Source organism: Pseudomonas sp. QD4 (genome assembly GCF_049199125.1).
GTDB lineage: Bacteria > Pseudomonadota > Gammaproteobacteria > Pseudomonadales > Pseudomonadaceae > Aquipseudomonas.
Genome location: NZ_JBLZOM010000005.1, coordinates 178,186 through 190,240 on the forward strand (window position 1 = coordinate 178,186; position 12,055 = coordinate 190,240).

Annotated in this window: 9 protein-coding genes and 2 tRNA genes; 2 read left to right on the forward strand and 9 right to left on the reverse strand. The window is 58.2% G+C overall.

The window, feature by feature from the left end:
- Nucleotides 1-13 precede the first annotated feature (13 nt).
- The 6 genes from rplI to rnr form a co-directional block, all read right to left on the reverse strand.
- Nucleotides 14-460, reverse strand: a complete 447-nt coding sequence (rplI, locus tag ACOZJV_RS26470) for a 50S ribosomal protein L9 (RefSeq protein WP_020299422.1) — start codon at nt 458-460, stop codon at nt 14-16.
- A gap of 19 nt (nt 461-479) precedes the next feature.
- On the reverse strand, nt 480-1,373 hold the full coding sequence (locus tag ACOZJV_RS26475; RefSeq protein WP_078469561.1) for a hypothetical protein: 894 nt from the start codon (nt 1,371-1,373) through the stop codon (nt 480-482).
- A 36-nt stretch (nt 1,374-1,409) separates the two neighbouring features.
- A complete protein-coding gene (gene rpsR / locus ACOZJV_RS26480) occupies nt 1,410-1,640 on the reverse strand; it encodes a 30S ribosomal protein S18 (RefSeq protein ID WP_002551829.1) in 231 nt (76 codons plus the stop codon).
- A 28-nt stretch (nt 1,641-1,668) separates the two neighbouring features.
- Nucleotides 1,669-2,094, reverse strand: coding sequence for a 30S ribosomal protein S6 (rpsF, locus tag ACOZJV_RS26485; protein ID WP_020299424.1), 426 nt, complete (start codon nt 2,092-2,094; stop codon nt 1,669-1,671).
- 308 nt (nt 2,095-2,402) lie between these two features.
- On the reverse strand, nt 2,403-3,158 hold the full coding sequence (gene rlmB / locus ACOZJV_RS26490) for a 23S rRNA (guanosine(2251)-2'-O)-methyltransferase RlmB (RefSeq protein ID WP_078469560.1): 756 nt from the start codon (nt 3,156-3,158) through the stop codon (nt 2,403-2,405).
- On the reverse strand, nt 3,155-5,779 hold the full coding sequence (gene rnr / locus ACOZJV_RS26495; protein WP_078469559.1) for a ribonuclease R: 2,625 nt from the start codon (nt 5,777-5,779) through the stop codon (nt 3,155-3,157). The genes rlmB and rnr overlap by 4 nt, the downstream gene beginning before the upstream one ends.
- Before the next feature lie 223 nt (nt 5,780-6,002).
- Between rnr and ACOZJV_RS26500 the strand changes: the two genes are divergently transcribed.
- A tRNA-Leu gene (locus ACOZJV_RS26500) sits at nt 6,003-6,089 on the forward strand.
- Between the two features lie 164 nt (nt 6,090-6,253).
- Nucleotides 6,254-6,340, forward strand: a tRNA-Leu gene (locus ACOZJV_RS26505).
- A gap of 84 nt (nt 6,341-6,424) precedes the next feature.
- Here ACOZJV_RS26505 and ACOZJV_RS26510 read toward each other — a convergent pair.
- The 3 genes from ACOZJV_RS26510 to ACOZJV_RS26520 all read right to left on the reverse strand — a co-directional run bounded on the left by ACOZJV_RS26510 (nt 6,425) and on the right by ACOZJV_RS26520 (nt 12,012).
- A complete protein-coding gene (locus ACOZJV_RS26510; RefSeq protein ID WP_421548868.1) occupies nt 6,425-7,879 on the reverse strand; it encodes a porin family protein in 1,455 nt (484 codons plus the stop codon).
- A 109-nt stretch (nt 7,880-7,988) separates the two neighbouring features.
- Nucleotides 7,989-8,825 carry a Slam-dependent surface lipoprotein gene (locus ACOZJV_RS26515; RefSeq protein ID WP_078469557.1) on the reverse strand — a complete coding sequence of 279 codons (837 nt, stop codon included), beginning with the start codon at nt 8,823-8,825 and terminating at the stop codon, nt 7,989-7,991.
- Between the two features lie 58 nt (nt 8,826-8,883).
- Nucleotides 8,884-12,012, reverse strand: coding sequence for a TonB-dependent receptor domain-containing protein (locus ACOZJV_RS26520; protein WP_421548869.1), 3,129 nt, complete (start codon nt 12,010-12,012; stop codon nt 8,884-8,886).
- Between the last annotated feature and the right edge of the window lie 43 nt (nt 12,013-12,055).

The window sequence follows — 12,055 nt, forward strand, 5'->3', positions numbered from 1 at the left end:
CGACAAGTGCTGCTTAAGCTGCTACCACGACAACGCGTACGGTGGCTTCAACTTCGGCGTGCAGGTGCACGGCTACGTCGAATTCGCCTACGTTGCGGATGGTGCCGTTCGGCAGACGAACTTCGCTTTTTGCAACTTCAACGCCAGAGGCGGTCAGTGCATCAGCGATGTCGTGAGTACCGATCGAACCGAACAGCTTGCCTTCGTCACCGGCGGTGGCAGTGATAGTCACTTCCAGCTCAGCCAGTTGGGCAGCGCGGCTTTCAGCCGATGCTTTACGGTCTGCAGCCAGTTTTTCCAGCTCAGCACGACGCTCTTCGAACGCAGCCAGGTTGGCAGCGGTCGCAGCGGTAGCTTTGCCGTAAGGCAGCAGGTAGTTACGGCCGTAACCAGCCTTAACGTTCACTTTGTCGCCCAGGTTGCCCAGGTTGGCGACTTTTTCCAGAAGGATCAGTTGCATGTGAAAATCCTCTTAACTTTTAACCTTCACCGTTCGCGTTATCGGCGTCTTTCGGCGCCAAACGACCGCGAAAATCAATCAGGCTGTCGACGATGGCCAAGACCACCAGCAACGGATAGATCAGTTGCATGAACAGCAGCAGCGTTACGTACAACCCCACCAGCCAGAATCTGGCCAGCCGCTTCTCAGCCACCAGCCCATGAATCAGGGCCAGCCCGGCGAACACCAGCGGTACGCTGCACAACGGCGTCAACATCGCCATCTGGGGGCCGAAATTCGGTCCCAGAAGCATGCACGCCAGCAGCAACATCGCCGGCCCCAGCGGGATTCTGATAGCGCGAAACTCGCGACCAAAACCACCAGGGTTGTACAACAACGCCTGCCAGTAGCGCCCAACAATCAGGCTCAGCACACTGACGATCTGCAACAAGGCCGCAATCAGGCCGGTCAGGACCGGTGCTATCAGCGAGGCGAGACGAGCTCGCTCTTCAACCGACAATTGCTGGTAGAGATCACCGAGGGCCAGCGGCAGGATTTTTACCAACTCCTGCGAGAGCATCTCGATCTGGGGGCGGAAAGTCACACCCAGCACTCCAGCAAACACCAGGCCCAGCGCTATGCTGACCAGCAGCACGCGGTTCCAGGACTCGCTTGCGCGCAAAACCAACGCAAGGCCCGAAGACCCCAGCATCACTAAAAGCGCGCGGGGATCAGCGGAATAAAACCACCAGATCAACGCTGGCAGCAGTCCCAGGGCGAGGACACCAACGGCGTCCTTCAATCCGCGCCGCAGGAGCACAAGGCTTCCCGCAGCAGCACCCAACCAATACAACAACGGCAATGCCGCACATCCAGCCACTACCAGAGTGGCCTGCACACGACCGCGCATGATGAACTCAGCTAAGGCGCGCATGCATTCAATCCCTTACTACTTGTCGACTGCCCGGTCTCAGCGGCCGTGGCTGTCGGTGTAGGCCAGCAGGGCCAGGAAGCGGGCGCGCTTGATAGCGGTGGCCAGCTGACGCTGATAACGAGCTTTGGTACCGGTGATGCGGCTTGGAACGATTTTGCCGGTCTCGGATACGTAGGCTTTCAGAGTGTTGAGATCTTTGTAATCGATCTCTTTCACGTCTTCAGCGGTGAAGCGGCAGAATTTACGACGACGGAAGAAACGTGCCATGTAATTGGCTCCTCAAAAGGTCCGTGGATTACTCGTCAGCGTTATCGCTGGCGTCGCTGTTATCGCTGTCATCGCCATCGGCGCTGTCAGAATGCTCAGGACGGTCACGACGCTCACGGCGCTCACTGCGGTTTTCTTCAGCCTTGAGCATCTCGGATTGGCCGGTAACGGCTTCTTCGCGACGGATGACCAGGTTACGGATCACTGCATCGTTGTAGCGGAAGTTGTCTTCCAGCTCGGCCAGGGCCTTGCCAGTGCACTCAACGTTCAGCATCACGTAGTGAGCCTTGTGAACATTGTTGATTGCGTAGGCCAGTTGACGACGGCCCCAATCTTCCAGACGGTGGATTTTGCCGCCGTCTTCTTCGATCAGCTTGGTGTAACGCTCAACCATGCCGCCGACTTGCTCGCTTTGATCCGGGTGGACCAAAAAGATGATTTCGTAATGACGCATGAATGCTCCTTACGGGTTGTAGCCTGCCGCTCAAAAACGGTCAGACAAGGAGTGAATGACACTTATGGATCTTGCCGCAGGGAGGCACATGCGTGCCTGCCAGGAAGGCAAGGGGCGCAATTGTAGAGAAGGGGGAGAAAGGGCGCAAGGTGATTGGTGATTATTTGAACAATCCCCCATACACCACAAAAACAAATGTGGGAGGGGGCGCACTTCCGAAAGCGGTATGCCAGTTAACCAATGCACTGGCTGACACACCGTATCCGGGAGCAAGCCCCCTCCCACACTTTGACCTGCGCCAAACTTGGTTACTTCTTGGCTTTGGCCTTGGCGCCACGCTGGCGCTGGGCTTCGAACAGGCAGACACCCGTTGCGACTGAAACGTTGAGGCTGCTGACGCTACCGGCCATCGGCAGGTGCACCAGGTAGTCGCAATGCTCGCGAGTCAGGCGACGCATGCCCTTGCCTTCAGCCCCCATGATCAGGATGGTTGGGCCGGTCAGGTCCTGGTCATAAATGCTGACCTCGGCCTCCCCCGCCGTGCCCACGATCCACAGGCCACGCTGCTGGAGCTTCTCCAGGGTGCGCGCCAGGTTGGTCACGGCCACCAGCGGAATCACTTCCGCCGCACCGCAGGCGACTTTACGCACCACAGGCGTCAAGGTCGCCGACTTGTCTTTAGGCACGATCACCGCCAGCGCACCGGCAGCATCGGCCGAGCGCAGGCAGGCGCCCAGGTTGTGCGGATCGGTCACGCCGTCGAGCACCAGCAACAGCGGTGCGCCTTCGGTGCGATCGAGCAGCTCATCGAGCATCGCCTCGCCCCAGACCTGGCTCGGGCTTACGTCCGCAACCACGCCCTGGTGAACGCCTTCGACCCAGACGTCCATCTCACGACGCTCGGCTTGGCCGATCGCCACTTTATTTTGGTTGGCCAGCTCGACCAGCGCTTGAACGCGCGGCTCACTGCGGCCTTCTGCCAACCACACCTGCTTGACGCGTTTCGGGTGGTGACGCAGCAATGCCTCTACGGCGTGTACGCCGTAGATTTTTTCCAGACTCATGACTTGGCCTTAGGTTTGCGCGACCCGCCGCTTTTCGCGGGGGCCGAACCCGCTTTCGGCGGGCCTTTACGGTGTTTGCTCGGTTTCTTTTCTGCGCCCTGGGACTTTCCCCCAGACGCCGCTTTACCACCGCTTTTGGCTTCGCTGAGCAACTGCTGCTTCAACTCACGACTCTTGCGTACTTCGGCGTTTTTTGCCGCGGCATCGCTTGGGCGGTAGGCTTCGGGGGCCTTGTCCTTGGCAGACGAACGACGACCCGCCTTGGCTGGCGCAGGCTCGGCGGCCGCTGCTTTCGCAGGAGCACCTTTACCTTTCGCGGCCGGTGCTGCGGTTTCGTTGCCACGTTTTTTACGGCCAGTCGGCTCAACAGGCTTGTCCGGCATGCCGAAGTCTATCTTGCGCTCGTCCAAGTCGACGCGCATGACCTGTACTTCCACGGTATCGCCCAGACGGAAGCTGCGACCGGTGCGCTCGCCCGCCAGGCGGTGATGCACAGGATCGAAGTGGTAGTAGTCACCCGGCAAGGCAGTGACATGCACCAGGCCTTCGACGTAGATGTCAGTCAGCTCGACGAACAGACCAAAGCCGGTCACCGCGGTTATCACGCCCGGGAACGACTCGCCCACGCGGTCTTTCATGAACTCGCACTTGAGCCAGTTCACAACGTCGCGGGTGGCTTCGTCGGCACGCCGCTCGCTCATGGAGCACTGCTCGCCCAGTTGCTCCAGGGCCGCTTCGTCGTACGGATAGATCCGCGCCTTCGGAATGGTCATGGCACCGGCGCGCTTGACGTGCGGGGTGTTCTGCTTGGAATGGATCACGCTGCGGATCGCCCGGTGCGTGAGCAGGTCCGGGTAACGGCGAATCGGCGAGGTGAAGTGGGTGTACGCCTCGTAATTCAGGCCGAAGTGGCCCTGATTATCGGCGCTGTACACCGCCTGACTCAGGGAGCGCAGCATCACGGTCTGGATCACGTGATAATCCGGACGGTCCTTGATGCTGGCCAACAGTGCCTGGTAGTCCTTCGGCGTCGGGCCGTCCTTGCCTTTGTGCAGGGACAGGCCGAGCTCGCCGAGGAACGCGCGCAACTTCTCCAGACGCTCCGGCGGCGGGCCGTCGTGTACTCGGTACAACGCAGGGATCTCATGCTTCTTCAGGAATTCAGCGGTGGCCACGTTGGCCGCCAGCATGCATTCCTCGATCAGCTTGTGAGCGTCGTTGCGCGTGGTCGGGGTGATCGCGGCGATCTTGCGCTCGGAACCGAAGACAATCCGGGTTTCCTGAGTTTCAAAATCGATTGCGCCGCGCACATGACGAGCGCCCAACAGTACCTTGTACAGCGCGTAGAGCTGCTTGAGGTGCGGCACCACATGGCCGTACTCACCCCGCAGGGTTTTGGCTTCGCTGGTTTTCGGCTGCTCCAGGATGGTGCTGACCTTGTTGTAGGTCAGGCGGGCCTGGGAGTGAATCACCGCTTCGTAGAACTGGTAGTCGGTCATTTCGCCAGTTTTCGAGATGGTCATCTCGCACACCATGGCCAAACGGTCGACTTTCGGGTTCAGCGAGCACAAGCCGTTGGACAGCTGCTCAGGCAGCATCGGGATCACGCGCTCGGGGAAGTACACCGAGTTGCCGCGCACCTGGGCTTCGTTGTCCAGGGCCGAACCGATCTTCACGTAGCTGGAAACGTCGGCAATCGCGACGAACAACTTCCAGCCGCCGGAGAACAGGCGCAACTTGCCAGGCTTGGCTTCGCAATACACCGCGTCATCGAAGTCCCGCGCATCTTCGCCGTCAATGGTGACGAACGGCAGATGACGCAGGTCGATGCGCTTCTCTTTGTCTTTTTCTTCGACTTCCGGCTTGAGCTTGGCGGCTTCCTTGAGGACGGCCTCCGGCCAGACGTGAGGGATGTCGTAGGTACGCAGCGCGACATCAATCTCCATGCCCGGCGCCATGTAGTTGCCCACGACTTCGACCACATCGCCCTGCGGCTGGAAGCGCGGCGTCGGCCAGTGAGTGATCTTCACCTCGACGAACTGACCGACCTTGGCGTTGGCGTTGCGACCCGGGGTCACCAGCACTTCTTGCTGGATCTTCGGATTATCGGCCACGACAAAGCCGATGCCGCCCTCTTCGAAGTAACGGCCGACGATGGTCTCGTGGGCACGGGATACCACTTCAACGATCACACCTTCACGGCGACCACGACGGTCCAGGCCGGAAACACGTGCCAAGGCGCGGTCGCCATCGAACACCAGGCGCATTTGCCCTGGGCTCATGAACAGGTCGTCACTGCCGTCGTCCGGCACCAGGAAGCCGAAGCCATCGCGGTGACCGCTGATGCGGCCCAGGATCAGGTCGAGCTTGTCCACCGGGGCATAGGTGCCACGACGGGTGTAAATCAGTTGAGCATCGCGCTCCATGGCGCGCAGGCGGCGGCGCAGGGCTTCGAGCTGGTCTTCTGTGGTCAGACCGAACTCTTCTACCAACTGCTCGCGGCTAGCAGGCGAACCCCGGTCAGCAAGGTGCTGCAGGATCAGTTCGCGGCTAGGAATAGGGTTTTCGTATTTTTCCGCTTCACGAGCGGCCTCGGGATCGAGGGACTGCCAATCGGCCATTAGATAAATTTCACCTTGTCTATATGCGGGTTAGTTTGGCATACGCGTATTGAAACGGGAAATTTCAGGCTCAGACAACGCGCGAAAGATCCGTGAAACGCCTCGGAAACCTCTTAGCAGCATGGCTTGCGCAATTTTTTTGGTATTTTTCAAAACAGGGGTTTACAGCTTAAAAAGTGGTCCGTATAGTGCGCGCCATCAACACGGCGACGTCGTTGATACTGCCCAGATGGTGAAATTGGTAGACACGCCAGCTTCAGGTGCTGGTGACCGCAAGGTCGTGGAAGTTCGAGTCTTCTTCTGGGCACCAATTTCGAGCTTGAGAGTAGATCAATCTCAAGGCTCACACAAAAACCCGCGAAAGCGGGTTTTTGCATTCTAAGTATTTGATTTATTAAAACCAAAACAGGGGTTTACAGATCAAATCACGCTCCGTATAGTGCGCTCCATCGACACGGCAACGATGTCGATACTGCCCAGATGGTGAAATTGGTAGACACGCCAGCTTCAGGTGCTGGTGACCGCAAGGTCGTGGAAGTTCGAGTCTTCTTCTGGGCACCAATTCAGATTAAACCCGCGAAAGCGGGTTTTTTCGTTTCTGGCCTCCTGTTTTTCCCCGGTCACGCGCTACACACCCCTCCCCCATCAAAAACTCTTCTCCAGCTTCAGCGCCACTTCCGTCTGGCGATATTGATAAGCCCAATCGATGGTGCTCGCATTGAGGGTGCGCTTGACGTAAAGGTTGGGCACCACGCCCGCCACTTTAAAGCGCGGCATGGCCAGGTTGGCGATATAGATCTGCTGCCGATCCTCGCGCAGCCCGCCGAGAAAGTGATCCGGCTCGTCATACCGCGTGCGCCGGTAGAGCGCCGTCGCATTGAGGTTCAGCCCCACATCGAACATTCGATACAGCCCAAGGCTCGCCATGTATTCCTTGTTACTGGCCGACTCCTGAGGCTGGGTCCGACGGGTATAGGTCAAGCCGCCGTACACCAGGGTTTGACCGCCCAACAGGTAAGACGCCGAGCCGCCCACCAGGCGCTCGTCGTAGTTCTCGAAGTAGTCCCGCTCCTCACCCTGGAAACGAAAGTGCTTCTGCTGCCCCTGGAGGCTCAGTTGCAGCCGCTCGGTCAGGGTGTGCTTCCACTCCAGGCGCAGGCCGCTGGCTTGATACTTGTTGTGCCGATCGCCGTAGTAGCTTTCGAACAGTGGCGACACCGAGACATCATTCAACGCGCTCAGGTAGTTGTAGCCGGCATAAATCACACTGGTGTTTTCGTCGTAATAGGTCTCGGGCTCGTCTTCCTTGTGCCGATGGTAGTAGTTGCCATAGCTGAGTCCGCGAACCAGCACATGATGATGCCCATCGATCTGAAAGCGCCGCTCGGCCACGGCGTCGTACACCAGGCTGGAGGACTTGATGGGCTCGGGCATCTTGCGACTGAAACGGTAGCAGCCAAAGAAATCACACACGTCCGTATGGGTCGTCATGCCGTTGGCCTGGTTGACGTTGCTGTTGTAGCCGGCACCCAGCGCAACCGACCCATGCCAGCTGCGCCGCTCCTGCAAGGCCCCCTGATAACCCTCAAGCACTGGAATGACCTGCTCAGGAACCGCACTCGCCGCCACTTCATCAAACAGCACCTTGGCTTCACGCGACTGGTTGTCCTCGAACAATGCCCGGGCCAGCTCCAGCTTGGCCCGCACAAAAGCCGGATCCATGGCCACTGCGGCTCGAAGATGGGCGATGGCCCGGCCGTAGCGCTTTTCCTGCCGGGCCAGCATACCTTCGGCCATCAGCACCACTTTCTCTTCATGCCCCGGCAGTTGCCGGTAGCGCTCGACGAACTGGCGCACCTTGGGCCATTGCTGCAAATTCAGCGTGACATAGATGGCAGGCCCCAGATCCTCCAGAGTGTTCTGCACGTTGTACGTGCGCCCCTCGATGGTAATCAGTGACGAGTCATCCGTGGCCGGATCAATATCGATCAAATGCGAGCGCTCACGCTCGTTCACCGTTCGGTCAATCTTGTTCAACAGTCGCCGGGTATCGTCTTCATCGGCCCCTGCGGCACCGGCCAATAGAGTGAATACAAGCATTAAGACAAGCCGCACAGGCAAGCACATCGACATGTGGGTCAGATCCAGCGAATAGACAATGATTAAAAAAGGGAGAGATCGACTCTCCCTTTTCTGATGCCAGGCTCAGTTATTGTTTTTTGCCACCAAAGGCAACGCTGCTGGATGAGATGCCGTTGTTGTAGATACCCGCCAATGCCTCAGCACCTGCACCATAGAACTGGCCCTTGATAAGGCCGCTGGTGTTCTGGAACGAGCCATTGGAGGCAATGTTGGTGCCCGCGAAGTTAACCGTGCCCGCACCACCGGCAATAGAACCGGCCAAGGTGCCGCTGCCACCTCCGTAGTTGGCAGTCAGAGTGCCCGTCGAAACATTCGGCGCCCCCGGATCAAACTTCTTGATCCCGACAACGTCGTACTTGGCATTGACCAGCGTCGGCATGCTGGTCGTTGGGTTTTCGCCAGCGAAGAACACCGTACGGTTGGCGTGAGTCAAATTGAGATCCGTACTGTTATCCGGCTGCACACCGGTTTTACGCGGAGCCCATTCGCCGAAATACACTTCGGCACCGGAGACCTTGGCGATCACTTCACCGCCAAACTGCGGGAAGTTTGGCAATGGGTCGGAGATCTGCCGATAGGAATAGACTTGAGTGCCATAGGCAACCGAAGACTTCCAGGTTTCCGAGATCTTGTTGCCATTCATCACAATATGCGCAGATGCCGTGCCTGGTGTTGCGATCAAGGCATTGGTCTGGGCAATCGGGCCGCTTTTGAAGCTGACAATCTTGCTGGTATCGGCAGTCCCGCCGACGGCAGTCGGCATGGCAATCCCAACTTCCCCAATGCCTTGCAAGTTAGATTGTCCGACCTGTACATAAGCGCTCGAAGAGCCACCCGTGACAGGGGCAGCAAAACTACCCGACGTCACCAATGCCAGCGCGCTAAACACAAACAGTTTTTTCATAACAACCTCCAAGTTAAAATGATAAAAACCACTGTTTTTAACTAAAAACAGCAAAAAATCAGAAACGGGCGGTCAAACCAAGTTTCAGGGTGCGCCCCGGCGCCGGCATCATGACTCGAGCCAAAGGGTCGAGGTAATAACGATTGGTCAGGTTATTAATGCCAAAATCGACATCGACATTTTTATTCACGTGATAACTGGCGTAAGTATCGAAGACCCAGATCGGGTGCCAATTAAGAGGTCGATTGAACCCGTCGACATACATCACGCCATTACGAATCCAGTCTTCTTCATCCTTATTGACTGCACTGCTGTGGTAAATCATGCGCCCGCCCAACTCCAGGCTCTCATTGAACAGGCGCAGGCCGCTGTCCAGGTTCAGCGAATAGTCGGGCTGCAGGCTGCTGCGGGCAAAGGTCGTAGGGAACCCGGCCGTGACGCAGGTAGAGATCGCGTTGTTGTAATAAGGATCCAGGGTGGCGGCATAATCCTTGTCGCAGAGCTTTTGTTGCAGGCGATAACTCGCGGAGAAGTTGGTGAAGTACTTACCCGTATCGAACCGGGTTTGCAGCTCAATACCCGAATACACTTTCTTGTCATATTGAACGATATTGAAGTTGTAATCGCGATCAACATAATCGCGAATGGTGTTGTTGTAGTAGTTGATCTTGAAGTCCGCATGCCGCCACTCTTCAAAATAACTTCTCAAGTCGTGGGCATACCCCACTTCCCAGTTATACGAGTGCTCGGGGCGCATCGCATTGTTTGACACACCGGTGCCGCCAAATCCCGAAGCGGCCTGGGTATCTTCATAAATGGAGGGGAAGCGGACGAACTCGGTGTAGCGCAGGTAGACCCGTGCATGCTCCGTCAGGAAAACGGTCGCCCCCGCCATGGGTGCCCACGCACTGTCCTTGCGTTTTTTCGGCAACGCCCATTTATCGGTGGGTTCGGCACCCGACTTGGCAACACCGGTGTAACTGCGGTTAACAAGGTACCGGGCATAGTCCCCGGAAACGCCCTGGGGGTTGTTGACCGTTTCCTGAAGGTTGATCCCGCCATTGAGAAAAGGGTTCTGCGAGCGATCCAGAGTGAATCCGTTAAAGGGAATATCCACCGACTCGGTCGTATAACGAACGCCGTTGACCTTGTCTTTGTCGAGCACGAACGGAAGGTCTTCCGCGGTTAAATTGCCGTTCACAAACTCTTCATTGACGGCATCCACGAACTGCTGGTTTTCCGCATCGCTCATCACCCTTCGATACTCAAACCCCTTGCGGTCGGTAAGCGCGTTGACCTGCCAGTTGGCGTCCTGGTTTTCGCGGTGACGCTTCAACCCCTCATCAAACGAGTTGTAATCGCTGTAGCGGGCGCCCGCGCTCAAGACCAGCCAGGAGGTGGGCGACCAGTCCCCGGTGAAGGAGAAGTTGTATTGCTGGCGGTTGCCACTGCGCGGCCCCATATGCCGGTTGCCCCAGGTCGCGGTGGTCGCGGCGCGATCTTCCGAGGCGTCTTTTTGCTCGAGTTTTTCATGGCTGAAATCACTGGCCAGGGTTACCGCCAGATCATCGGTCAACTGCAGTTTGTTGCTGACATTCACCCCCCAACGGTCATGCTTCGAGAGTTGCAGGGCCTTGGCGTAGATGGTGTATCGATCGTTGATATTGGGCAGCTTCTCCGGGGCCGTCCCGCAACTGCTGGGGTTGGCGCCTGCCTGGCAGCGCACATAGTTGTCCCAGGCCACATCCTGGCCACGGACATCGGCCGCGGTTATGCCATAGACGTCGTCGCCATTCTGATGCCGCTCGCTGTCACTGCGGGTCATCCACAGACCAGTCTTGAGGTCGATCAGCGGGTTGTCCGGGTTCCAGCTGTAGTTCAGGTTGTAGGTGTCTTGCTTGACCTGGCTGTAGGGGAACTGCAACCCGATATTGTTGCCCCCCGCCTTGTCCAGGCCCACGTAGTAAGAGACCAGGTACGGCGAACTCTCCCCGTACTCCAACTCGTTGTGCATATAGGACAGCTTCAGGCTCTGCTCATCGGGCAGGTACAGGGTGCCCTTGAGCAAGGTGGTGCGCATCTCGCTGGAGGTGTTGGCCACTTCGTGTCCGGGCAGGAACAGGTTAGCCACGTAGGACTGCACGTTCGCGTCGCCGGGGGCGTCCTTGGCTCCCGCGTCGGCCTTGGCATCGGCCAGCCAGTCGCTGGTCTGGTAGCGCTGGCTGCCGCCCTTGCCGCTGAAGTAGTTGCCTTTGTTGCGGTAGCTGTAGGCCGCGAACAGGTCGAAGTTGTCCTGGCGCGTAGCGGTGGCGATGCGAAACGCGTTGTCGTTGAAGTCGAAGTTCCCGGAATGGGAGCCGCCGCGCGGACTGAACTCGGTGCCGCCGCCCTTGCTGAAGGTCAGGTTGCCGTCGTACCCGGCGTAGGCCCCATCGATATCCCGATAGTCGCGGCCGAAAGACTTCATTCCGCTTTCATTGGGCTTGATGGAATTGGTCGCGGTTTCGGTCTTGATCTCCAGGCCAAAGCTTTCGCCAGGCCTGACGATGTCGTCGACGTCCAGGGTCTTGATCTCTACCGAGCCGCCGATGCCGCTCTTGATCCCGGAACTCATCGACGGGCCCTTCTCCACCGCGATGCTGCCGATCATGTTCGGGTCGACATAATTGCGGTTGGCGACGCCCGCCGAGCCCATCCACACCGACGTGGCCTGCTCGGTACCATCCACGGTCACCGGGATCCGCCCTTCACCCTGGATGCCCCGGATATTCGGGTCCAGCGAGCCACTGTTGCGCGCATCGCCGCTGTACACGCCGTTCAGGCCCTTGAACAGATCGGACACGCTCGCGCCCTTATAGCGCTCCAGGTCATCCTTGCCGGCGTAGACGTTGGATACATCCTTGGCGAACACATTGTTCTGGCCGATCTCGTCCTTAGTCTCCCACTCGCCCTTGACCTCAATCGCCTGCAGCACCTCCAGTCCTTTCTGCGAGGTGCCCTGGTGTTTTTCTTCCTCGACCCCGGCGGGCAGTTCGATCTCGGCCGCCCCCATCTTCAGCGGCGCCTGCGGGGCGGGGCTTTCAAGCGCTTCCTGGGCTTGGGTAGATAAAGTGGCAAGCGCCAACAGAATCGAACAGGCCAGGGGCTTCAATCTGTTCAGCGACGGCGGCGGGCTAAGCAAGGACATAGCGAGGACCTGTAGTTTTCATGCACTGCGAAACGATGTTTCC